This window comes from Enterobacter sp. BIDMC 29 (assembly GCF_019378755.1).
Lineage (GTDB): Bacteria > Pseudomonadota > Gammaproteobacteria > Enterobacterales > Enterobacteriaceae > Enterobacter > Enterobacter ludwigii.
On the sequence record NZ_CP080000.1, the window covers coordinates 4,849,804 to 4,874,228 of the forward strand.

A 24,425-nucleotide genomic window follows, 5' to 3' on the forward strand; every position below is an offset into this window, starting at 1 on the left:
ATTACACCCCTTCAGCGACATAGCGGGCAATAATGTCGCCCATTTCATCGGTACTGACTGCCGCCGTGCCGCGTGCTAAATCACCGGTACGGACACCTTCTTCTAACGCACGGTTAATGGCGTTTTCAATTGCGGTTGCTGCATCACCGGCATCAAGGCTGTAGCGCAACAGCAAGGCCAGGGAGAGGATCTGCGCAATCGGGTTGGCAATGTTTTTGCCGGCGATATCGGGCGCGGAGCCGCCTGCAGGTTCGTACAGGCCAAATCCCTCTTCATTGAGGCTGGCTGATGGCAACATCCCCATAGAGCCTGTGATCATTGCGCATTCGTCCGAGAGAATATCGCCGAACAGGTTGGAACACAGCAGAACGTCAAACTGCGACGGATCTTTAATCAGCTGCATGGTCGCGTTGTCGATGTACATATGGGACAGTTCGACATCCGGATACTGTTTCGCGACTTCACTGACGATTTCACGCCACAAAATAGAAGACTGCAGAACGTTCGCTTTATCGATAGACGTCACTTTATGGCGGCGTTTGCGCGCCGACTCAAAGGCGATATGGGCGATACGTTCAATTTCAAAACGGTGATAGACCTCGGTATCAAAGGCTTTTTCATGCTGACCGCTGCCTTCGCGCCCTTTAGGCTGCCCGAAGTAGATCCCGCCGGTCAGTTCACGCACGCACAGGATGTCAAAGCCGTTAGCCGCGATATCTGCACGCAGCGGACAGAACGTTTCCAGCCCCTGGTACAGCTTCGCCGGACGCAGGTTGCTGAACAATTTAAAATGTTTACGCAGTGGCAGCAGCGCGCCTCGCTCAGGCTGCCCGGCGGGCGGAAGGTGTTCCCATTTAGGGCCACCCACGGAGCCAAACAGCACTGCATCCGCATTTTCACACCCTTCAACGGTCGCTTTTGGCAGCGGAGTACCGTGATTATCGATGGCGATACCGCCCACATCATAGTGGCTGGTGGAGATTTTCATCGCAAAACGCGAACGAACGGCTTCCAGTACTTTCAGCGCCTGTGCCATCACTTCCGGGCCAATACCGTCACCCGGTAACACAGCAATATGGTAATTCTTCGACATTACACGGTTTCCTTGTTGTTCTCTTTATTCTGAGCTTTGCGTTGCAACTCTTTTTCAACTTCAGCGGCGCGCCAGATGTTGTTCAGCACGTGGACCATCGCCTTCGCGGAGGATTCAACAATATCCGTCGCCAGGCCCACACCGTGGAAACGACGGCCATTGTGGGTGACCACGATATCAACCTGACCCAGGGCATTCTCACCGTGGCCCTTGGCCGTCAGGTCATATTTCACCAGCTCTACGTCGTACTCGGTGACGCGGTTAATTGCGCGGTAAATGGCATCAACCGGGCCATTGCCGTTTGCCGCTTCGGCCTTAATGTCTTCGCCACAGGCCAGTTTGACCGAGGCAGTCGCAATGTCGCTGGAGCCTGACTGCACGCTGAAGTAATCGAGGCGGAAGTGCTCAGGCTCTTCCTGCTGTTTATTGATGAAGGCCAGCGCTTCCAGGTCATAGTCGAATACCTGACCTTTTTTATCGGCCAGCTTCAGGAAGGCGTCGTACAGCTGATCCATGTTGTAATCGCTGTCCTTATAACCCATCTCTTCCATACGGTGTTTCACCGCCGCACGACCGGAACGGGAGGTCAGGTTCAACTGAACCTGGTTCAGGCCGATGGATTCCGGGGTCATGATTTCGTAGTTTTCACGGTTTTTCAGCACGCCATCCTGATGAATACCGGAGGAGTGCGCAAAGGCGCCAGTACCCACAATCGCCTTGTTAGCCGGGATCGGCATGTTGCAGATCTGGCTGACGGTCTGGCTGGTACGCCAGATTTCGTTGTGATTGATGCGGGTATGCACGTTCATGATGTCTTTGCGCACTTTGATCGCCATGATCACTTCTTCCAGTGAACAGTTACCTGCACGTTCACCGATGCCGTTCATCGCGCCTTCTACCTGACGTGCACCGGCGTGCACCGCAGCGATGGCGTTGCCAACGGCCAGCCCCAGGTCATCGTGGGTATGTACGGAGATAATCGCTTGATCAATGTTTGGTACGCGTTCATACAGACCGGTAATGATGTTGGAGAACTCAAACGGCATGGTGTAGCCGACAGTGTCCGGGATATTGATGGTTTTAGCGCCCGCATTGATGGCAGCTTCCACCACGCGCGCCAAATCTTCAATCGGCGTACGGCCAGCATCTTCACAGGAGAATTCAACGTCATCCGTGTAGTTACGGGCACGTTTGACCATGTAGACCGCGCGCTCAATGACCTCATCCAGCGTGCTGCGCAGCTTGGTGGCAATGTGCATAGGAGAGGTAGCAATAAAGGTATGAATACGGAATGCTTCGGCAACCTTCAACGACTCGGCTGCAACATCGATATCTTTTTCCACACAGCGTGCCAGGCCACAGACGCGGCTGTTCTTAATGGTACGCGCAATGGTCTGCACGGATTCGAAGTCACCCGGAGAAGAGACAGGGAAACCGACCTCCATCACGTCGACACCCATACGTTCGAGAGCCAGCGCGATCTGCAGTTTCTCTTTCACACTCAGGCTTGCCTGTAATGCCTGTTCACCGTCACGTAAAGTTGTATCGAAAATAATGACTTGCTGGCTCATGGGTTAGGTCCTTGTCAGTCTTAGGGCGCCTTGCTACGAGCATAAAAAAACCCGCGCAGTGGCGCGGGTTTTTAGTCTTACTGGTGACGATTCAACGCTGAATTTCGCCCGCCAGTCTACCGCGCACAGTGGATGCGTTTAGTAGTAGTAGACCGGTGAAACGAATGGTGCGAATCATGAATCGTGCTCCGTTAAATTCAATATGCTTTTAGTGGTACTGGATACGACTGTGCATGTCAACCCCTGCAGGCAAAAACGCACCCGGCTGGCCTGGTTGACAGGATATGTGCTTTAGCTAATTGTGCTGGGTTTTGCTTTTCCGACCCTACAAATTGTCTAATTTTGGACTGAGAAAAAGGTTGCAGAAATAATTGAATATAATTGTGATGAATAAATTAAAAGTTCGCTACCCAATTGTGTGGGACGCAAATGGGTTTGATATCATTAAGTTATAAATGCGGTGAATGTTTTTTATCACTTCGGATGTCTAATGGTTATTACAGATTGTTAACTTATTTAATCGGGGTTGCAATAACAGTTTAATAATACTTAAGACATCATTAACCCGCTGGCGATTGTATATTGGTCTAGTTTATGGTTTCATTCAAATCCTAAAGTGAAGTATATCATTTGCAGTGGTGTTTATTTTATCGTTTGTCAGCGAAGAAAAGTCATTTTCGCTAAACTGTTCTTTATATTTTCCGAATTTAAAATAATTCTCTTTCGCTGATCGTATATGCATGGTAAATCATATTCTTCGGAATTATTACAGTACGTTGGCAAAGGGAGTGTAGCGTGACAGTGGAGTCAGAAGTGCCAGAAATTAATATTAAACAACCTCAAACTACTGATGGGATTAAACCGCAGTTACGTACGGTGGACCTTAATCTGCTCACGGTATTTGATGCTGTCATGCAGGAGCAGAATATCACCCGGGCGGCCCATACGTTGGGGATGTCTCAGCCCGCGGTCAGTAATGCTGTTGCCAGACTTAAGGTTATGTTTAACGACGAGTTATTCGTTCGTTACGGGAGAGGAATACAGCCTACCGCACGGGCATTCCAGTTATTCGGCTCTATCCGTCAGGCGTTGCAGCTGGTTCAGAACGAGCTGCCAGGGTCAGGCTTTGAACCTTTAAGCAGTGAGCGTGTATTCAATCTTTGTGTTTGCAGTCCGTTAGATAATTATTTGACGTCGATTATTTATAATAAAGTTGAAGAGATCGCTCCCAATATCCATCTGGTTTTTAAATCATCCTTAAATCAAAACACAGAGCATCAGTTACGCTACCAGGAGACCGAGTTCGTTCTGGGATATGAAGAATTTCGACGTCCTGAATTTTCTTGCGTTCCGCTCTTTAAAGATGAAATGGTGTTGGTCGCCAGTAAAAAACACCCCCGACTCAATTCTCCGCTTCGGGAAAGTGACGTTTATAGCGAGCAGCATGCTGTTGTTGCGCTCGACAGATATGCTTCCTTTAGCCTGCCGTGGTATGACACGGCGGATAAACAGGCAAGCGTTGCTTATCAGGGAATGGCAATGGTCAGCGTATTGAACGTGGTCTCGCAGACACATCTGGTGGCTATTGCACCACGCTGGCTGGCTGAAGAGTTTTCCGGTCAACTACAACTGCAAATGTTGCCGTTGCCGCTCAAGCTGAATAGCCGTACCTGCTATCTCTCCTGGCATGAAGCCGCCGGTCGGGATAAAGGGCACCAGTGGATGGAAGAGTTACTGATCAGTATTTGCCGTCGATAAGCGCATCAGGATAAATTGCATCCTCGCGTGTGATTTATCCTGGTTTTTTCTCTGTTATTGTTATTTTATTCTGTTGTGAATTTTTTCTTACTGCTCTCTGGCTCGCAAAAATAGATGATTTCCTGAATCGACGCGCTTTTCAGCGATGATTAATCATCTCATCCTCTAATACCAGATGAATTGACCATATCCTTCCTTAATACCTGTTTTTTCTGCTTTGCGAACCGTTTAGCTCACCCGGTCTGCTAATTGCCTGCCTCATAACGAGCGGTTAAGGTAACGATCACTCTGCAAAATATAAGATTGGTTTAACCCAGTCGTAAGACGGTGCGGAAATGAATTCTGCATCTCGTCTATAACAAAATGCCTGGAGGCAAAGCATGGAGATGTTGTCTGGCGCGGAAATGGTCGTCCGATCGTTAATCGATCAGGGCGTGAAGCAAGTGTTCGGTTATCCCGGAGGCGCAGTCCTGGATATTTATGATGCGCTTCATACGGTAGGCGGCATTGACCATGTTTTAGTACGCCACGAGCAGGCGGCGGTGCATATGGCTGACGGGCTGGCCCGCGCGACAGGTGAAGTAGGCGTGGTATTAGTGACGTCCGGTCCCGGCGCGACAAACGCCATCACCGGCATTGCCACGGCGTATATGGACTCTATCCCGCTGGTTATTCTATCCGGCCAGGTGGCGACGTCACTGATCGGCTACGACGCGTTCCAGGAGTGCGACATGGTGGGAATTTCACGTCCCGTTGTGAAGCACAGCTTCCTGGTTAAGCAAACTGAAGACATCCCGGGGATATTGAAAAAAGCCTTCTGGCTGGCAGCAAGCGGGCGTCCCGGCCCGGTGGTGGTCGATCTGCCGAAAGATATCTTGAACCCGGCGAACAAGCTTCCTTATGTCTGGCCGGAGTCGGTGAGTATGCGCTCATACAACCCAACGACGCAGGGCCACAAGGGGCAGATCAAACGTGCCTTGCAAACGCTGCTGGCCGCCAAAAAACCGGTAGTCTATGTCGGTGGTGGGGCAATCAATTCTGCCTGTGAAGGGCAGCTTCGGGAGTTTATCGAGAAACTCAATCTTCCCGTTGCGTCGTCGCTGATGGGGCTGGGCGCTTTCCCGGCAACTCACCGTCAGGCTCTGGGGATGCTGGGTATGCACGGTACCTATGAAGCCAACATGACGATGCACCATTCCGATGTGATCTTTGCCGTCGGCGTGCGCTTTGACGATCGCACCACCAACAATCTGGCGAAATACTGCCCGAACGCCACCGTGCTTCATATTGATATCGATCCCACTTCTATTTCGAAAACGGTGTCTGCGGATGTGCCGATCGTCGGTGATGCCCGCCAGGTGCTGGAGCAAATGTTGGATCTGCTGGCACAGGAGCCCCCTTCCCAGCCGCTGGATGAGATCCGTGACTGGTGGCAGCAGATCGAACAATGGCGCGCGCGTCAGTGCCTGAAGTATGACACGCAAAGCGACAGCATTAAGCCGCAGGCGGTGATCGAAACTATCTGGCGGCTGACGAAAGGCGAGGCATACGTGACGTCTGACGTGGGTCAGCATCAGATGTTCGCGGCCCTTTATTATCCGTTTGATAAACCGCGCCACTGGATTAACTCCGGAGGGTTAGGAACGATGGGCTTTGGCTTGCCTGCCGCACTGGGCGTCAAGCTGGCTCTGCCTGACGAAACCGTCGTCTGCGTGACGGGAGACGGCAGTATTCAGATGAACATCCAGGAGCTGTCGACGGCCCTTCAGTATGAGCTGCCGGTACTGGTGCTGAACCTGAATAACGGTTATCTCGGGATGGTGAAGCAGTGGCAGGATATGATCTACTCTGGTCGTCACTCTCAGTCCTACATGACGTCACTGCCTGACTTTGTTCGTCTGGCTGAAGCCTACGGCCATATTGGGATGCGAGTGACCGATCCGGCAGAGCTCGAAACGAAGCTCGGTGAAGCGCTTGAGCACGTTAAAAATAACCGCCTCGTTTTTATGGATGTCATTGTTGATGGCACCGAGCACGTATACCCGATGCATATTCGCGGTGGTGGTATGGATGAAATGTGGTTAAGCAAAACGGAGAGAACCTGATATGCGCCGGATATTATCTGTTTTACTGGAAAACGAGTCTGGCGCACTGTCGCGCGTCATTGGCCTTTTTGCACAGCGCGGCTATAACATTGAAAGCCTGACCGTTGCGCCGACTGACGATCCGACGCTGTCGCGCATGACCATCCAGACCGTCGGCGATGCCAAAGTGCTTGAGCAGATCGAGAAACAGCTGCATAAGCTGGTCGATGTTCTGCGCGTCAGCGAGCTGGGGCAGGGTGCCTACGTTGAGCGAGAGGTCATGCTGGTGAAAATCCAGGCCAGCGGTTACGGGCGCGAGGAAGTGAAACGTAACACGGATATCTTCCGTGGGCAGATTATAGACGTCACGCCTTCTATATATACGGTTCAGCTGGCCGGAACGAGTGACAAGCTGGATGCCTTCCTGGCATCTGTACGGGATGTGGCAAAAATTGTTGAGGTTGCGAGATCGGGTGTTGTTGGCCTGTCACGCGGCGATAAGATCATGCGTTAGTTGTCTAAAAGGTTCGCCTCTTTCTGCCCGGTCACCAAAGCCGGGCTTTTTTTTGTGTAATCAGCCGACAACAGAGATAAAAGCGGTTGCCGCGAAGGCTATTCTGCGTTTAGATGTTAAAAGATTTAACCATAACCTTGCCAAGGCCATGGACTCTTTTCATTTTTTAAGGGGCAATTGTGAAACTGGATGAAATCGCCCGGCTAGCCGGCGTGTCACGAACAACGGCCAGCTATGTGATTAACGGTAAAGCAAAGCAGTACCGTGTCAGCGATAAGACCGTTGAAAAAGTTATGGCGGTGGTTCGTGAACATAACTACCATCCGAATGCTGTCGCAGCTGGCCTGCGTGCCGGACGCACCCGCTCTATTGGCCTGGTGATCCCGGATCTGGAAAACACCAGCTATACCCGTATCGCCAACTATCTTGAACGTCAGGCGCGCCAGCGTGGTTATCAGTTGCTGATTGCCTGCTCGGAAGACCAGCCCGACAACGAGATGCGCTGTATTGAGCATCTGCTCCAGCGTCAGGTCGATGCCATCATCGTCTCCACCTCTTTACCGCCTGAACACCCGTTTTATCAGCGCTGGGCGAACGACCCATTCCCGATTGTGGCGCTGGATCGTGCGCTCGACAGGGAGCATTTCACGAGCGTCGTCGGTGCCGATCAGGATGATGCCGAGATGCTGGCGGCAGAGCTGAGAACCTTCCCGGCTGAAACGGTGCTGTATCTGGGGGCGCTGCCTGAACTGTCAGTCAGCTTCCTGCGTGAACAGGGGTTCAGAACCGCCTGGAAAGACGATCCCCGTGAGGTGCACTACCTCTATGCCAACAGCTATGAACGTGAAGCGGCCGCACAGCTTTTCGAGAAATGGCTGGAAACGCACCCGATGCCGCAGGCGCTATTCACCACCTCATTTGCTCTGCTGCAGGGGGTGATGGATGTGACCTTACGCCGTGAGGGTAAACTGCCTTCCGACCTGGCCATCGCGACCTTCGGTGATAACGAGCTGCTCGACTTCCTCCAGTGCCCGGTTCTGGCGGTGGCTCAACGCCATCGTGATGTGGCTGAACGCGTGCTGGAAATTGTGCTGGCAAGTCTGGACGAGCCGCGTAAACCGAAGCCGGGTCTGACGCGAATTAAACGTAATCTTTACCATCGCGGAATTCTGAGCCGCCATAAATGAAATGACGGGGCGGAGAAATCTGCCCCCTTTTGACGAAATAATTCGCCGGGATAATTCCCGTAGAGAAATTAGGATAATTCTTGCGAATTTACCTTCTGCTATTTTTCTTAATTCATTTTGGCGTTTAATGGTTCCTTTAAAGGACGTTTAAACGATTTTAAATGCCTGTCTTTGTATTATTTTGTTACAAACCCTCTTCCGGCGATGAATATTCAGACGTTTTTCCTTCTCCTGTGCCAGCTTGCACGGCAACCGCCGCGTTTCGCGAGCCCTGGGGTGAATCTGGCGCTGTTATCCCCTGAGAATCTGTCATAAAATGCTGCCCGCGTCGCAAACTGACACTTTATATTTATCTGCGATGATATTGAGTGAGCCTTAACGCTAGTGTGCATATTCGGTTTTTTTCTTACAAATATTCATAACGTTAATTTTGCCTCGCCAGTTGTGCAGTTATTAACCAGGACTGTTTATCTCTGTAAATAGAGGCCTTTCGGGCCTGTATAGGGAGAGTCCTGGCTTGACAAGCTTTTCCCTCGCTCCGTAAACTCCTTTAGGTGGGAATTTGTGGGTTAAAGTGGTGAGGAGGGGTGAGACTGGCATGTTCCGTGGAGCTACGTTAGTCAATCTCGACAGCAAAGGGCGTTTATCGGTACCAACCCGATACCGCGACCAGCTGATTGAGAACGCTACGGGTCAAATGGTTTGCACCATTGACATCAACTCCCCCTGCCTGCTGCTTTACCCCTTACCTGAATGGGAAATTATTGAGCAAAAGCTGTCGCGACTGTCGAGCATGAACCCGCAGGAACGCCGCGTGCAGCGGTTGTTATTGGGACATGCCAGTGAATGTCAGATGGATAGCGCAGGCCGGTTACTGATTGCCCCTGTGTTACGGCAACATGCCGGTCTGACCAAAGAAGTGATGCTGGTCGGGCAGTTCAACAAGTTTGAACTGTGGGATGAAACGACCTGGTATCAACAGGTCAAGGAAGATATCGACGCTGAGCAGTCTGATTCCGCGACATTATCGGAACGGCTGCAGGACTTGTCTCTATAAATATGATGGAAAATTACAAACATAAAACGGTGCTGCTGGATGAGGCCGTTAACGGCCTGAATATTCGTCCGGACGGCATCTACATTGATGGCACTTTTGGTCGCGGTGGCCACTCGCGCTTAATCCTCTCCCAGCTTGGAGCGGAAGGGCGTCTGCTGGCAATCGATCGCGATCCGCAGGCGATTGCCGTTGCGCAAACCATCGATGACCCACGCTTTTCCATCGTGCATGGACCTTTCTCTGCGCTCGCTGAATATGTTGCCGAGCGTGGCCTGACGGGCAAGATCGACGGAATCCTTCTCGATCTTGGCGTCTCTTCACCCCAGCTTGATGATGCTGAACGCGGCTTCTCCTTTATGCGCGATGGTCCGCTGGACATGCGCATGGATCCTACTCGCGGTCAGTCTGCCGCCGAGTGGTTACAGACCGCGGACGAAGCGGATATTGCTTGGGTGATCAAAACCTTCGGCGAGGAGCGTTTTGGCAAGCGTATCGCGCGCGCCATCGTTGAGCGTAACCGCATTGAGCCGATGACCCGCACGAAAGAGCTGGCCGAGGTGATCGCGGCAGCGACGCCGGTGAAGGATAAGCACAAACATCCCGCGACCCGTACCTTCCAGGCGGTTCGCATCTGGGTAAACAGTGAACTGGAGGAAATAGAGCTGGCGCTAAAAAGCTCGCTCGACGTGCTGGCCCCGGGTGGGCGGTTATCCATCATCAGCTTCCATTCGCTGGAAGACCGCATTGTGAAGCGCTTTATGCGTGAACAAAGCCGCGGTCCACAGGTTCCAGCGGGGCTGCCGATGACGGAAGAACAACTCAGGAAGCTGGGTGGCCGTCAGTTGCGAGCATTAGGCAAGTTGATGCCGGGCGAAGAAGAAGTGGCACAGAATCCACGCGCCCGTAGTTCAGTGCTGCGTGTTGCAGAGAGGACGAACGCATGATCGGCAGAGTGACAGAGACCCTAAGCAAAGTTAAGGATTCGTTAGGAAGCAACGAGCGCCATGCCTTGCCTGGCGTGATCGGCGACGATCTTTTGCGGTTTGGGAAACTGCCACTCTGTCTGTTCATTTGCATCATTGTCACGGCCGTCACGGTGGTCACGACTGCCCACCACACACGCTTATTAACTGCGCAACGCGAGCAGATGGTACTGGAACGCGATGCGCTGGATATTGAATGGCGAAACCTGATCCTTGAAGAAAATGCGCTCGGCGATCACAGCCGGGTTGAACGGATCGCAACGGAAAAGCTGCAATTGCAGCATGTTGATCCTTCTCAGGAAAATATTGTAGTACAAAAATAAGGGAAAACGCGACGCATGAGAGCAGCGGCAAAAACGCTTAAACCAAAACGTCAGGAAGAACAGGCCAACTTTATCAGTTGGCGTTTTGCGTTGCTTTGCGGCTGCATTTTACTGGCGCTGGGTTTCCTGCTGGGACGCGTGGCGTGGTTGCAAATTATCGCCCCTGACATGCTGGTTCGACAGGGCGACATGCGTTCCCTTCGCGTTCAGGAAGTGTCGACGTCCCGCGGGATGATCACCGACCGCTCAGGCCGTCCACTGGCCGTGAGCGTACCGGTTAAAGCCATTTGGGCCGATCCGAAAGAGCTGCACGATGCGGGTGGTATTACGCTTGATAACCGCTGGAAGGCGCTCTCGGATGCCCTGAAAATGCCGCTGGATCAGCTCGCTTCCCGCGTCAACGCCAATCCAAAAGGGCGTTTTATCTATCTGGCGCGTCAGGTCAACCCTGACATGGCGGACTACATTCGTAAGCTGAAGCTGCCGGGTATTCACCTTCGTGAAGAATCCCGCCGCTACTATCCTTCCGGCGAAGTAACCGCTCACCTCATTGGCTTTACCAACGTGGATAGCCAGGGGATTGAGGGCGTTGAAAAAAGCTTCGATAAGTGGCTCACCGGCCAGCCTGGCGAGCGAATTGTTCGTAAAGACCGCTACGGCCGCGTTATCGAAGATATCTCTTCCACGGACAGTCAGGCGGCACACAACCTGGCGCTGAGTATTGATGAGCGTCTGCAGGCATTGGTCTACCGCGAGCTGAACAACGCTGTCGCCTTCAACAAGGCGGAATCCGGCAGCGCCGTGCTGGTGGACGTCAGTACGGGCGAAGTGCTGGCGATGGCCAACAGCCCGTCCTATAACCCGAACAACTTTACCGGCACCGCAAAAGATGCGATGCGTAACCGGGCGATTACCGACGTGTTCGAACCGGGCTCCACGGTGAAACCGATGGTGGTCATGACGGCGCTCCAGCGTGGCATCGTCAATGAAAACACGGTTCTGAACACGATCCCTTACCGTATTAACGGCCACGAGATTAAAGACGTGGCGCGCTACAGCGAATTGACCCTGACCGGGGTTTTACAGAAGTCGAGTAACGTTGGCGTTTCAAAGCTGGCGTTAGCGATGCCGTCCTCAGCGTTAGTAGAGACTTACTCACGTTTTGGGCTTGGAAAGGCGACCAATTTGGGGTTGGTCGGAGAACGCAGTGGCTTATATCCTCAAAAACAACGGTGGTCTGACATAGAGAGGGCCACCTTCTCTTTCGGCTACGGGCTAATGGTAACGCCGTTACAGTTAGCGCGAGTCTACGCAACGATTGGCAGCTATGGCGTCTATCGTCCGCTGTCCATTACCAAAGTTGATCCACCGGTTCCGGGTGAGCGTATCTTCCCGGAATCCATCGTTCGTACCGTCGTTCATATGATGGAAAGCGTGGCGCTGCCTGGCGGCGGCGGCGTGAAGGCGGCGATCAAAGGCTATCGCATCGCCATCAAAACCGGTACCGCGAAAAAAGTGGGGCCAGACGGCCGTTACATCAACAAATACATTGCCTATACCGCAGGCGTTGCGCCTGCCAGTAATCCGCGTTTTGCGCTGGTGGTCGTCATTAACGATCCACAGGCGGGTAAATACTACGGCGGCGCCGTTTCCGCGCCTGTGTTCGGGGCCATCATGGGCGGCGTGTTGCGCACCATGAACATCGAACCGGATGCGCTGGCAACGGGCGAGAAAAGTGAATTTGTAATTAATCAAGGCGAGGGTACAGGTGGCAGATCGTAATTTGCGCGACCTTCTCGCTCCGTGGGTGCCTAATGCACCGGAGCGAGCACTGCGAGAGATGGTACTGGACAGCCGTGCGGCTGCTTCTGGCGATCTTTTTGTGGCGGTGGTCGGTCATCAGGCGGACGGGCGTCGTTATATCCCGCAGGCGATTGCGCAAGGTGTTGCTGCCATTATTGCTGAGGCTAAAGATGAGGCAACTGACGGTGAAATCCGTGAAATGCACGGGGTGCCGGTCATCTATCTCAGCCAGTTAAACGAGCGTCTTTCTGCGCTGGCCGGACGTTTCTATCACGAACCGTCCGATCGGCTGCGTCTGGTGGGCGTGACAGGTACAAACGGCAAAACCACGACCACGCAGCTCATGGCGCAGTGGGCGCAGCTGCTGGGTGAAACCGGTGCGGTCATGGGAACTGTCGGTAACGGTCTGTTGGGCAAAGTGAGCCCGACCGAAAACACCACCGGCTCCGCGGTCGACGTACAGCACGTGCTGGCCGGCCTGGCAGGGCAGGGGGCAACCTTTGCCGCGATGGAAGTCTCTTCCCACGGTCTGGTGCAGCACCGCGTGGCGGCGCTGAAGTTTGCCGCCTCGGTGTTCACTAACCTGAGCCGCGATCACCTTGATTATCATGGTGATATGGAGCATTACGAAGCGGCGAAATGGCTGCTCTACTCCACCCACCATAGCGGACAGGCCATCATCAACGCTGACGACGAAGTCGGTCGCCGCTGGCTGGCGAAGCTGCCGGATGCGGTTGCGGTGTCGATGGAAGACCATATCAACCCGAACTGCCACGGCCGCTGGCTGAAGGCGGTTGCGGTGGATTATCACGACAGTGGCGCCTCCATTCGTTTTAGCTCCTCATGGGGTGACGGTGAAATTGAAAGCCGTCTGATGGGCGCGTTTAACGTCAGCAACCTGCTGCTGGCGCTGGCGACGCTGCTGGCGCTGGGTTATCCGATGAACGCGCTGCTGGAAACGGCTAAGCGTCTGCAGCCGGTATGCGGCCGTATGGAAGTGTTCAGCGCACCGGGCAAACCGACCGTGGTGGTCGATTATGCCCACACGCCGGACGCACTAGAAAAAGCACTGGAAGCGGCGCGTCTGCACTGCACCGGTAAGCTCTGGTGTGTGTTTGGCTGCGGTGGCGACCGTGATAAGGGCAAACGTCCACTGATGGGTGCCATTGCTGAACAGTTCGCGGATATTCCGGTTGTGACCGATGACAACCCGCGTACTGAAGAGCCGCGCGCCATTATTAACGACATTCTATCGGGCATGCTGGATGCAGGCCGCGCCCGCGTGGTGGAAGGCCGTGCGGAAGCCGTGACCAACGCCATCATGCAGGCTCAGGAAAACGACGTTGTGCTGCTGGCCGGGAAAGGCCATGAGGATTATCAGATTGTTGGCAACCGTCGTCTCGATTATTCGGACCGCGTCACGGCTGCGCGTCTGCTGGGAGTCGTGGCATGATTAGCATCACCTTAAGTCAGGCCGCTGCGGTACTGCAGGGCGAGCTGCTGGGTCACGAGCTGACCATCGAGGCCGTGACGACCGATACCCGCAAAGTGACCCCGGGTTGTCTGTTTGTGGCGCTGAAGGGCGAACGTTTTGACGCGCATGATTTTGCACAACAGGCCAGGGAGAATGGTGCAGGGGCGCTGCTGGTCAGCCGTAAACTCGCTGTCGATCTGCCGCAGATCGTGGTGAAAGATACCCGTCTGGCATTCGGCGAGCTGGCGGCCTGGGTTCGTCAGCAGGTACCGACGCGTGTCGTCGCGCTGACCGGTTCATCAGGCAAAACCTCTGTGAAAGAGATGACTGCGGCCATCCTGAGCCAGTGCGGAAATACGCTTTATACGGCAGGCAACCTTAACAATGATATCGGCGTGCCGATGACATTACTTCGCCTGACCAAAGAGCATGAATTTGCCGTGATCGAGTTAGGGGCAAACCACCAGGGCGAAATCGCCTGGACCGTGAGCCTGACGCGCCCGGAAGCAGCGCTGGTGAATAACCTGGCCGCTGCACATCTGGAAGGTTTTGGTTCGCTGGAAGGCGTGGCGAAAGCTAAAGGCGAGATCTATACCGGCCTGCCGGAAGATGGTATCGCCATTATGAATGCCGACAACAATGACTGGCTGAACTGGCAACAGATCATTGGTTCCCGCAAGACCTGGCGCTTCTCGTCGAACGCGGCCAACAGTGATTTTACCGCGACCAATATTCATGTGACTTCGCATGGCACGGAATTCACCCTTAATACCCCAACCGGGGGCATTGAGGTGCTTCTGCCATTGCCGGGTCGTCATAATATCGCCAATGCGCTCGCGGCAGCGGCGCTGTCGATGGCGGTTGGTGCGTCGCATCAGGCGATTAAAACCGGTCTGGCAAATTTAAACGCCGTGCCGGGGCGTCTGTTCCCGATCCAGCTTGCGGAAAACAAACTGCTTCTGGATGACTCCTATAACGCGAACGTCGGCTCAATGACCGCGGCGGTGCAGGTGTTGTCTGAGATGCCAGGTTATCGCGTGCTGGTGGTGGGCGATATGGCTGAGCTGGGTGATGAAAGCGAAGCGTGTCATGTCCAGGTGGGGGACGCGGCGAAAGCGGCAGGTATTGATTGCGTGCTGAGCGCCGGAAAACTGAGCCAGGCGATTAGCCATGCCAGCGGTGTTGGCGAGCACTTTGCCGATAAAGCCGCGCTGATTGAACGCCTTAAGGCATTGATGACAGAAAAACAAATTGTGACTGTGTTAGTGAAAGGTTCACGTAGTGCCGCCATGGAAGAGGTTGTGCACGCATTACAGGAGAACGGGACATGTTAGTTTGGCTGGCCGAACATTTGGTCAAATATTATTCAGGCTTTAACGTCTTTTCCTATCTGACGTTTCGCGCCATTGTCAGCCTGCTGACTGCGCTGTTCATCTCTTTGTGGATGGGCCCGCGCATGATTGCCCGTCTGCAAAAACTCTCCTTCGGTCAGGTTGTGCGTAACGACGGTCCGGAGTCGCACTTCAGCAAGCGGGGTACGCCGACCATGGGCGGGATCATGATCCTGACCGCGATCGTTGTTTCCGTACTGCTGTGGGCTTATCCCTCTAACCCGTACGTCTGGTGCGTACTTACCGTGCTGGTGGGCTACGGCATCATTGGGTTTGTTGATGATTACCGCAAGGTCGTGCGTAAAGACACCAAAGGTCTGATCGCCCGCTGGAAATACTTCTGGATGTCGGTGATTGCGCTGGGTGTGGCCTTCGCGCTGTATCTGGCAGGAAAAGACACACCCGCCACCGAGCTGGTGGTGCCGTTCTTTAAAGATGTGATGCCGCAACTGGGGCTGTTCTACATTCTGCTGGCCTACTTCGTCATCGTGGGCACCGGTAACGCCGTAAACCTGACCGACGGTCTGGATGGCCTGGCGATTATGCCAACCGTCTTCGTCGCCGCCGGTTTTGCGCTGGTGGCGTGGGCCACCGGTAACATGAACTTTGCTAACTATCTGCACATTCCATACCTGCGACACGCAGGCGAACTGGTTATCGTCTGTACGGCGATTGTCGGGGCGGGACTGGGCTTCCTGTGGTTCAACACCTACCCGGCGCAGGTCTTTATGGGTGACGTCGGTTCACTGGCTCTGGGCGGCGCGCTGGGCATTATTGCCGTACTGCTGCGCCAGGAGTTCCTGCTGGTGATTATGGGTGGGGTATTTGTGGTTGAAACCCTTTCAGTGATTTTGCAGGTCGGGTCCTTCAAGCTGCGCGGTCAGCGCATCTTCCGTATGGCACCGATTCACCATCACTATGAACTGAAAGGCTGGCCGGAACCGCGCGTGATTGTGCGCTTCTGGATTATTTCGCTGATGCTGGTGCTGATTGGCCTGGCAACGCTGAAGGTACGTTAATCATGGCAGATTACCAGGGCAAAAAAGTCGTTATCATCGGGTTGGGGCTGACAGGCCTCTCCTGCGTGGACTTTTTCCTCGCGCGCGGCGTGACGCCTCGCGTAATGGATACGCGTGTTTCTCCGCCGGGTCTGGATAAACTGCCGGAACAGGTTGAACGCCACCTTGGTGGTCTGAATGATGACTGGCTGCTGGCAGCCGATCTGATTGTCGCCAGCCCCGGTATGGCGCTGGCGCATCCTTCACTCAGCGCCGCGGCCGATGCGGGCGTTGAGATTGTCGGTGATATTGAGTTGTTCTGCCGTGAAGCGCAGGCACCCGTTGTCGCGATTACCGGCTCTAACGGTAAAAGCACCGTCACCACCCTTGTGGGTGAGATGGCGAAAGCGGCGGGCATGAACGTGGGCGTGGGAGGCAATATTGGCCTGCCAGCGCTAATGCTGCTGGATAAGGGCTGTGAATTGTACGTCCTCGAGCTTTCCAGCTTCCAGCTGGAAACGACCTCCAGCCTTCGTGCGGCCGCGGCGACGATCCTTAACGTTACTGAAGATCATATGGATCGCTATCCGTTTGGTCTGCAGCAGTACCGCGCCGCCAAACTGCGCATTTATGAAAATGCGAAGGTCTGCGTCGTCAACGCGGATGACGCCCTGACCATGCCGGTGCGCGGGGCGGACGATCGCTGCATTAGCTTTGGCATCACCATGGGTGACTATCATCTTAACCGTCAGCTGGGCGAAACCTGGCTGCGCGTGAAGGGTGAGAAAGTGCTGAACGTGAAAGAGATGAAGCTTACCGGCCAGCATAACTACACCAATGCTCTGGCGGCGCTGGCGCTGGCGGATGCCGTAGGGCTGCCGCGTTCGTCCAGCCTGCAAGCATTGACCACCTTTACCGGCCTGGCGCACCGTTTCCAGCTGACGCTGGAGCATAACGGTGTGCGCTGGATTAATGACTCAAAAGCCACCAACGTCGGCAGTACCGAGGCCGCCCTGAACGGCCTGCACGTTGAAGGGACCCTGCATTTACTGCTGGGCGGCGACGGTAAATCGGCGGATTTCTCCACGCTGAAACCGTATCTCGCCGGGAATAATATCCGCTTGTACTGCTTTGGTCGCGACGGCAGTGAGCTGGCTGAGCTGCGTCCTGACATTGCCGAGCAAACCGAGACCATGGAGCAGGCGATGCGGCTGATTGCCCCTCGCGTGAAGCCGGGTGATATGGTCCTGCTCTCCCCGGCCTGCGCCAGCCTCGATCAATTCAAGAATTTCGAACAGCGTGGCGATCTCTTTACCCGTCTGGCGAAGGAGTTAGGCTGATGCGTTTATCTCTCCCTCGCCTGAAAATGCCGCGCCTGCCAGGATTTGGCGTTCTGGCGTGGGTGTTTGCGGCACTCAAAGGCTGGGTGATGGGCTCTCGTCAAAAAGATAACGACAGCCTGGTTATGTACGACCGTACGCTCTTCTGGCTCACGCTGGGACTGGCGGCGGTTGGTTTTATCATGGTGACCTCGGCGTCAATGCCTGTTGGGCAGCGGCTGGCGAACGATCCATTCCTGTTTGCGAAACGTGATGGCCTGTACATCATCCTGGCGTTCTGTCTGGCGCTGGTGACATTACGTCTGCCGATGGAGTTCTGGCAGCGGCACAGTACCGCGATGCTGATCGCCTCCATCATTATGCTGCTGATCGTGCTGGTGGTGGGGAGCTCTGTAAACGGGGCATCGCGCTGGATTGCCTTTGGCCCACTGCGTATTCAGCCCGCGGAATTTACCAAGCTCTCTCTGTTCTGCTACCTGGCTAACTACCTGGTACGTAAAGTGGATGAAGTGCGTAATAACCTGCGCGGCTTCTTAAAACCCATGGGCGTTATTCTGGTGCTGGCGGTCTTACTGCTGGCGCAGCCTGACCTTGGTACCGTGGTCGTGCTGTTTGTCACCACGCTGGCAATGCTGTTCCTGGCCGGGGCGAAGCTGTGGCAGTTCATCGCCATCATCGGAATGGGTATCTCAGCGGTTGTGCTGCTGATCCTCGCCGAGCCTTACCGTATCCGCCGTGTGACCTCATTCTGGAACCCGTGGGAAGACCCGTTTGGCAGCGGTTATCAGCTGACGCAGTCGCTGATGGCTTTTGGTCGCGGTGAAGTCTGGGGTCAGGGCCTGGGCAACTCGGTACAAAAACTGGAGTATTTACCCGAAGCGCACACTGACTTCATCTTCTCCATTATTGGGGAAGAACTGGGTTATATCGGTGTGGTATTAGCGCTATTAATGGTATTCTTCGTCGCTTTCCGCGCCATGTCGATTGGGCGGAAAGCGCTGGAGATCGATCACCGCTTTTCAGGTTTCTTAGCCTGCTCAATAGGTATCTGGTTTAGTTTCCAGGCATTGGTTAACGTCGGGGCCGCAGCGGGTATGCTGCCGACCAAAGGCCTGACGTTGCCGTTGATCAGTTATGGTGGTTCCAGTCTGCTGATTATGTCGACGGCCATCATGATGTTGTTACGCATAGATTATGAAACGCGTCTGGAAAAAGCCCAGGCGTTTACACGAGGTTCACGATGAATCAACCGAAGCGGTTAATGGTGATGGCAGGCGGTACCGGTGGACATGTGTTCCCGGGGCTCGCAGTTGCGCACCATTTAATGGATCAGGGCTGGCAGGTACGCTGGCTGGGAACCGCGGACCGCATGGAAGCCGACCTGGTACCGAAGCACGGTATCGAGATCGACTTTATTCGCATTTCCGGCTTACGCGGAAAAGGCATTAAGGCCCAGCTTCTGGCACCGGTGCGTATTTTCAACGCCTGGCGTCAGGCGCGCGCCATCATGAAGCGTTTTAAGCCTGATGTGGTGCTGGGGATGGGCGGCTATGTTTCTGGCCCGGGTGGGCTGGCGGCCTGGTCATTGGGCATCCCCGTGGTGCTGCATGAGCAGAACGGCATTGCCGGTCTGACCAATAAATGGCTGGCGAAAATTGCCACCAAAGTGATGCAGGCTTTCCCGGGAGCCTTCCCGAAGGCGGACGTGGTGGGTAACCCGGTGCGCGTAGACGTGCTGGCGCTGCCATTACCGGATGCGCGCCTGCCTGGTCGTGAAGGGCCGGTCCGTGTGCTGGTCGTTGGCGGTTCTCAGGGCGCACGCATTTTAAACCAGACGATGCCGCAGGTTGCAGCAAAGCTGGGTGATGCGGTGACAATCTGGCACCAAAGCGGAAAAGGTGCTCAACAGATGGTTGAGCAGGCTTACGCCGATGAAGGCCAGCCGCAGCATAAAGTGACGGAATTTATCGACGACATGGCCGCAGCGTATGCCTGGGCCGATGTCGTGGTCTGCCGCTCTGGCGCATTGACGGTGAGCGAAATTGCCGCCGCCGGGTTGCCGGCTCTGTTTGTGCCGTTCCAGCACAAAGACAGACAGCAGTACTGGAATGCGCTGCCGCTTGAGAAAGCCGGCGCCGCGAAAATATTTGAACAGCCACAATTTACCGCCGATGCGGTCGCCACCACCCTGGCGGGCTGGAACAGAGAGGCATTACTGGAGATGGCGCAACGCGCACGCGCGACCGCTATTCCTGATGCAACGGAACGGGTGGCAAAAGAAGTGAGCCTGGCAGCCCAGGCTTAACCCTCGCAGCGCGTGTTGCGCTGCACGAATTTTTTAAGTAGTCGATGGCGTTTAGAGAATGAATACACAACAACTGGCAAAACTGCGTTCTATCGTGCCCGAGATGCGTCGCGTCCGGCACATTCACTTTGTTGGCATCGGTGGTGCTGGCATGGGCGGTATTGCCGAAGTGTTAGCTAACGAAGGCTATCAGATCAGCGGGTCTGACCTGGCGCCAAACCCTGTTACGCAGCAGCTGGCGTCGCTTGGGGCGACTATCTATTTCAATCATCGCCCGGAAAACGTGCGCGATGCGAGCGTGGTGGTCGTGTCGAGCGCCATCTCCTCTGATAACCCGGAAATCGTGGCCGCGCACGAAGCGCGTATTCCGGTGATCCGCCGTGCGGAAATGCTGGCGGAGTTGATGCGTTTTCGACATGGCATTGCGATTGCCGGAACCCACGGCAAAACCACCACCACGGCGATGGTCTCCAGCATTTATGCAGAAGCGGGCCTCGATCCGACGTTCGTCAATGGTGGTCTGGTAAAAGCGGCAGGCGTGCATGCGCGTCTCGGACACAGCCGTTATTTAATTGCCGAAGCGGATGAGAGCGATGCGTCGTTCCTGCATCTGCAGCCGATGGTCGCCATCGTCACCAATATCGAAGCCGACCATATGGATACTTACCAGGGTGACTTCGAGAACTTAAAGCAGACCTTTATTAATTTCCTGCACAACCTGCCGTTCTATGGACGCGCGGTAATGTGTGTAGACGATCCGGTGATTCGCGAGCTGTTGCCGCGCGTCGGACGTCAAATCACGACTTACGGCTTCAGCGAAGACGCTGATGTCCGCGTGGAAGATTACAAACAGCTGGGTGCGCAGGGGCATTTCACCCTGGCGCGTCAGGACAAAGAACTGCTGCATGTCACCCTGAATGCACCAGGGCGTCACAACGCCCTGAATGCCGCAGCGGCAGTGGCCGTGGCGACTGAAGAAGGCATTGATGACGAAGCCATTCTTCGTGCACTGGAAAGCTTCCAGGGAACCGGGCGTCGCTTCGACTTCCTCGGTGAATACCCGCTGGAGGCGGTGAACGGTAAACCCGGTACTGCCATGCTGGTTGATGACTACGGTCACCACCCGACGGAAGTGGACGCGACGATCAAAGCCGCGCGTGCAGGCTGGCCAGAAAAAAATCTGGTCATGATCTTCCAGCCGCACCGTTTCACGCGTACCCGTGACCTGTATGACGATTTCGCCAGCGTCCTGTCACAGGTGGATACGCTCCTGATGCTGGATGTTTATGCAGCGGGCGAAACTCCTATTCCTGGTGCAGACAGCCGTTCTTTATGTCGTACCATCCGCGGACGCGGTAAAGTAGACCCTATTTTGGTTTCCGATCCTGCCCAGGTGGCTGAAATTCTGGCCCCGGTGCTGACCGGCAACGATCTAATTCTGATTCAGGGCGCGGGAAATATCGGCAAAATCGCCCGTACCTTAGCTGAAATCAAACTGAAGCCGCAAACTCAGGAGGATGAGCATCATGGCTGATAAGATTGCTGTCCTGTCTGGCGGCACATCCGCCGAGCGCGAGGTTTCCCTGAATTCAGGTGCCGCTGTACTGGCGGGCCTGCGTGAAGGTGGTGTGGATGCGCACCTGGTCGATCCGAAAGAGACTGACGTAACCCAGTTAAAGGCGATGGGCTTCGATAAAGTCTTTATCGCGTTACATGGCCGTGGTGGCGAAGACGGCACCCTTCAGGGGCTGCTGGAACTCACCGGCATGCCGTACACCGGCAGCGGTGTGATGGCCTCCGCCATTTCTATGGATAAACTGCGCAGCAAACTGCTGTGGCAGGGCGCGGGTTTACCCGTTGCTCCCTGGATTGCCCTGACGCGTCGCGAATTTGAAATGGGCCTCTCCGATAGCGTTAATGCACGCATTGCTGAGCTGGGCTTACCGGTTATTGTAAAGCCCAGCCGCGAAGGGTCGAGCGTTGGCATGTCCAAAGTTGAGAAAGCTGAGGATTTATCTTCCGCTTTAGCCCTGGCATTTCAACATGATGAAGAAGTTCTGATTGAAAAATGGCTCAGCGGGCCGGAATTTACCGTCGCGATGCTTGGCGAAGAAATTTTACCGTCAATTCGTATCCAACCGGCCGGAACCTTCTATGATTATGAGGCGAAGTATCTCTCTGATGAGACGCAATATTTCTGCCCAAGTGGTCTTGAAGCTGAGCGTGAAACCGATTTACAGTCCCTGGTGGTTAAAGCCTGGCATGTTCTGGGTTGCCGTGGATGGGGCCGCATCGACGTGATGCTCGACAGTGATGGACAATTTTATCTGCTGGAAGCAAATACTTCTCCGGGAATGACCAGCCACAGCCTTGTGCCGATGGCAGCGCGTCAGGCGGGGATGAGCTTCTCGCAATTAGTCGTACGTATTCTGGACCAGGCGGGCTGATATGTCTCAGGCTGCATTGAACACGCGCAACCGCGATGACGAAGAAGAATACTCTTCTTCACGCCGGAGTAATGGAACGCGTCTTGCAGGTATTATTTTCCTGCTCGGGGTGCTGTGCACCGTGTTTATCAGCGGCTGGATGGTTCTGGGCTGGATGGAAGATGCGCAACGGTTGCCGCTTTCGAAGCTGGTGGTCACCGGTGAGCGTCATTACACCCGTAACGATGACATTCGCCAGACAATTCTGGCGCTGGGATCGCCTGGCACCTTTATGACGCAGGACGTCAATATTATCCAGAGTCAGATTGAACGTCTGCCATGGATAAAACAGGCGAGTGTCAGAAAGCAATGGCCTGATGAATTGAAGATTCATCTGGTTGAATATGTGCCCATTGCGCGTTGGAATGATCAGCACATGGTTGACGTAGACGGAAATTCCTTCAGCGTCCCGGCCGATCGTGTCAACAAGCAAAATTTACCGATGTTGTATGGCCCGGAAGGTAGCGAAAACGAAGTGTTACAAGGTTTTCGTGAAATGGGGCAGGTGCTGGCGAAGGACAGGTTTACGCTAAAAGATGCTGCAATGACGGCGCGCCGCTCCTGGCAACTGACGTTAACGAACGGCATTAAGCTCAACCTGGGTCGCGGGGACACAATGAAACGTCTGGCGCGATTTGTAGAACTTTACCCGGTTTTACAGCAGCAGGCACAGACTGACGGCAAACGGATAAGCTACGTTGATTTGCGCTATGACTCAGGCGCAGCAGTCGGTTGGGAACCGGCTCCGGTCGAGGAACCTAATCAGCAACAGAATCAGGCACAGGTACAGGCAGAACAACAATGATCAAGGCGACGGACAGAAAACTGGTAGTTGGACTGGAGATTGGCACCGCGAAGGTTGCCGCTTTAGTAGGGGAAGTTCTGCCCGACGGTATGGTCAATATCATTGGCGTGGGCAGTTGCCCGTCCCGTGGTATGGATAAAGGTGGGGTTAACGATCTTGAGTCGGTGGTGAAGTGCGTACAGCGCGCCATCGATCAGGCTGAATTGATGGCAGATTGCCAGATTTCCTCTGTTTATCTGGCGCTTTCGGGCAAGCACATTAGCTGCCAGAACGAAATCGGCATGGTGCCGATTTCCGAAGAAGAAGTGACGCAGGAAGACGTTGAAAACGTTGTGCATACGGCGAAATCCGTGCGCGTTCGTGATGAGCATCGCGTGCTGCACGTGATCCCGCAGGAGTATGCGATTGACTACCAGGAAGGGATCAAAAACCCGGTCGGTCTTTCCGGCGTACGTATGCAGGCAAAAGTGCACTTGATCACATGTCACAACGATATGGCGAAGAACATTGTAAAAGCCGTTGAACGTTGTGGCCTGAAAGTTGACCAACTCATTTTCGCCGGTCTTGCAGCGAGCTATTCCGTGCTGACCGAAGATGAACGTGAACTGGGTGTCTGTGTGGTCGATATTGGTGGTGGTACAATGGACATGGCCGTGTATACCGGCGGTGCACTGCGCCACACCAAAGTGATCCCGTATGCCGGGAACGTTGTGACCAGCGATATTGCTTACGCTTTTGGTACGCCACCGAGTGATGCAGAAGCGATTAAAGTACGCCACGGCTGTGCGCTGGGGTCTATCGTTGGCAAAGATGAGAGCGTTGAAGTGCCGAGCGTGGGCGGACGTCCACCGCGCAGCCTGCAGCGCCAGACGTTGGCAGAGGTCATTGAGCCGCGTTATACCGAGCTGCTTAACCTGGTCAACGAAGAGATTTTGCAGTTACAGGAACAGCTTCGCCAGCAGGGCGTGAAACATCATCTTGCAGCGGGGATTGTATTAACCGGCGGGGCAGCGCAAATTGAAGGTCTTGCGGCCTGCGCTCAGCGCGTGTTCCATACGCAAGTGCGTATCGGTGCTCCGCTGAATATCACCGGTTTAACGGATTATGCTCAGGAGCCGTACTATTCAACGGCCGTGGGCCTGCTCCACTACGGGAAAGAATCTCATCTCAGTGGTGAAGCAGAAGTGGAAAAACGCGTCTCAGTTGGGTCGTGGGTCAAACGACTGAACAACTGGTTGCGAAAAGAGTTTTAA

At 54.5% G+C, this 24,425-nt stretch carries 21 protein-coding genes; 18 read left to right on the top strand and 3 right to left on the bottom strand.

Annotated elements, in window-relative coordinates; genetic code table 11:
• Position 1: 1 nt before the first annotated feature.
• The 3 genes from leuB to leuL form a co-directional block, all read right to left on the bottom strand.
• Positions 2–1,093 (bottom strand): 3-isopropylmalate dehydrogenase, encoded by a 1,092-nt coding sequence (leuB, locus tag JTA15_RS21090; protein ID WP_020882572.1) that lies wholly within the window; start codon positions 1,091–1,093, stop codon positions 2–4.
• Positions 1,093–2,664 carry a 2-isopropylmalate synthase gene (leuA, locus tag JTA15_RS21095; protein WP_014168617.1) on the bottom strand — a complete coding sequence of 524 codons (1,572 nt, stop codon included), beginning with the start codon at positions 2,662–2,664 and terminating at the stop codon, positions 1,093–1,095. Before leuA ends, leuB begins: the two co-directional genes overlap by 1 nt.
• Before the next feature lie 91 nt (positions 2,665–2,755).
• On the bottom strand, positions 2,756–2,842 hold the full coding sequence (gene leuL, locus JTA15_RS21975) for a leu operon leader peptide (RefSeq protein WP_071530973.1): 87 nt from the start codon (positions 2,840–2,842) through the stop codon (positions 2,756–2,758).
• 635 nt (positions 2,843–3,477) lie between these two features.
• Here leuL and leuO point away from each other — a divergent pair.
• The 18 genes from leuO to ftsA all read left to right on the top strand — a co-directional run bounded on the left by leuO (position 3,478) and on the right by ftsA (position 24,425).
• The gene (gene leuO / locus JTA15_RS21105; RefSeq protein ID WP_032669418.1) at positions 3,478–4,422 is read left to right on the top strand and encodes a transcriptional regulator LeuO; all 945 of its coding nucleotides are present in this window, start codon (positions 3,478–3,480) and stop codon (positions 4,420–4,422) included.
• A 380-nt stretch (positions 4,423–4,802) separates the two neighbouring features.
• Positions 4,803–6,527 carry an acetolactate synthase 3 large subunit gene (ilvI, locus tag JTA15_RS21110; protein ID WP_219372690.1) on the top strand — a complete coding sequence of 575 codons (1,725 nt, stop codon included), beginning with the start codon at positions 4,803–4,805 and terminating at the stop codon, positions 6,525–6,527.
• A 1-nt stretch (position 6,528) separates the two neighbouring features.
• On the top strand, positions 6,529–7,020 hold the full coding sequence (ilvN, locus tag JTA15_RS21115) for an acetolactate synthase small subunit (RefSeq protein WP_003856371.1): 492 nt from the start codon (positions 6,529–6,531) through the stop codon (positions 7,018–7,020).
• Positions 7,021–7,199: 179 nt separating this feature from the next.
• Positions 7,200–8,207, top strand: coding sequence for a catabolite repressor/activator (gene cra, locus JTA15_RS21120; protein WP_014168621.1), 1,008 nt, complete (start codon positions 7,200–7,202; stop codon positions 8,205–8,207).
• Positions 8,208–8,805: 598 nt separating this feature from the next.
• Positions 8,806–9,264 (top strand): division/cell wall cluster transcriptional repressor MraZ, encoded by a 459-nt coding sequence (gene mraZ, locus JTA15_RS21125; RefSeq protein WP_025205427.1) that lies wholly within the window; start codon positions 8,806–8,808, stop codon positions 9,262–9,264.
• Between the two features lie 2 nt (positions 9,265–9,266).
• Positions 9,267–10,208: a 16S rRNA (cytosine(1402)-N(4))-methyltransferase RsmH gene (rsmH, locus tag JTA15_RS21130; protein WP_219372691.1), complete on the top strand. Its 942-nt coding sequence runs from the start codon at positions 9,267–9,269 to the stop codon at positions 10,206–10,208.
• A complete protein-coding gene (ftsL, locus tag JTA15_RS21135; RefSeq protein ID WP_008501989.1) occupies positions 10,205–10,570 on the top strand; it encodes a cell division protein FtsL in 366 nt (121 codons plus the stop codon). Before rsmH ends, ftsL begins: the two co-directional genes overlap by 4 nt.
• Positions 10,571–10,585: 15 nt before the next feature.
• Positions 10,586–12,352: a peptidoglycan glycosyltransferase FtsI gene (locus tag JTA15_RS21140; protein ID WP_014168624.1), complete on the top strand. Its 1,767-nt coding sequence runs from the start codon at positions 10,586–10,588 to the stop codon at positions 12,350–12,352.
• Complete coding sequence (murE, locus tag JTA15_RS21145; RefSeq protein ID WP_052445461.1) at positions 12,339–13,826, top strand: UDP-N-acetylmuramoyl-L-alanyl-D-glutamate--2,6-diaminopimelate ligase; 1,488 nt, start codon at positions 12,339–12,341, stop codon at positions 13,824–13,826. The genes JTA15_RS21140 and murE overlap by 14 nt, the downstream gene beginning before the upstream one ends.
• Positions 13,823–15,181 carry a UDP-N-acetylmuramoyl-tripeptide--D-alanyl-D-alanine ligase gene (gene murF, locus JTA15_RS21150; protein ID WP_219372692.1) on the top strand — a complete coding sequence of 453 codons (1,359 nt, stop codon included), beginning with the start codon at positions 13,823–13,825 and terminating at the stop codon, positions 15,179–15,181. The genes murE and murF overlap by 4 nt, the downstream gene beginning before the upstream one ends.
• Positions 15,175–16,257 carry a phospho-N-acetylmuramoyl-pentapeptide-transferase gene (mraY, locus tag JTA15_RS21155; RefSeq protein WP_008501985.1) on the top strand — a complete coding sequence of 361 codons (1,083 nt, stop codon included), beginning with the start codon at positions 15,175–15,177 and terminating at the stop codon, positions 16,255–16,257. The genes murF and mraY overlap by 7 nt, the downstream gene beginning before the upstream one ends.
• Positions 16,258–16,259: 2 nt before the next feature.
• Positions 16,260–17,576: a UDP-N-acetylmuramoyl-L-alanine--D-glutamate ligase gene (gene murD / locus JTA15_RS21160; protein ID WP_219372693.1), complete on the top strand. Its 1,317-nt coding sequence runs from the start codon at positions 16,260–16,262 to the stop codon at positions 17,574–17,576.
• Positions 17,576–18,820 (top strand): cell division protein FtsW, encoded by a 1,245-nt coding sequence (ftsW, locus tag JTA15_RS21165; protein ID WP_014168628.1) that lies wholly within the window; start codon positions 17,576–17,578, stop codon positions 18,818–18,820. Before murD ends, ftsW begins: the two co-directional genes overlap by 1 nt.
• Positions 18,817–19,881: an undecaprenyldiphospho-muramoylpentapeptide beta-N-acetylglucosaminyltransferase gene (gene murG, locus JTA15_RS21170; RefSeq protein ID WP_020882577.1), complete on the top strand. Its 1,065-nt coding sequence runs from the start codon at positions 18,817–18,819 to the stop codon at positions 19,879–19,881. Before ftsW ends, murG begins: the two co-directional genes overlap by 4 nt.
• 58 nt (positions 19,882–19,939) lie before the next feature.
• Positions 19,940–21,415, top strand: a complete 1,476-nt coding sequence (gene murC, locus JTA15_RS21175; RefSeq protein ID WP_014168630.1) for a UDP-N-acetylmuramate--L-alanine ligase — start codon at positions 19,940–19,942, stop codon at positions 21,413–21,415.
• Complete coding sequence (locus tag JTA15_RS21180) at positions 21,408–22,328, top strand: D-alanine--D-alanine ligase (protein ID WP_068795209.1); 921 nt, start codon at positions 21,408–21,410, stop codon at positions 22,326–22,328. Before murC ends, JTA15_RS21180 begins: the two co-directional genes overlap by 8 nt.
• A gap of 1 nt (position 22,329) precedes the next feature.
• Complete coding sequence (ftsQ, locus tag JTA15_RS21185; protein WP_014168632.1) at positions 22,330–23,172, top strand: cell division protein FtsQ; 843 nt, start codon at positions 22,330–22,332, stop codon at positions 23,170–23,172.
• Complete coding sequence (ftsA, locus tag JTA15_RS21190) at positions 23,169–24,425, top strand: cell division protein FtsA (RefSeq protein WP_006173845.1); 1,257 nt, start codon at positions 23,169–23,171, stop codon at positions 24,423–24,425. Before ftsQ ends, ftsA begins: the two co-directional genes overlap by 4 nt.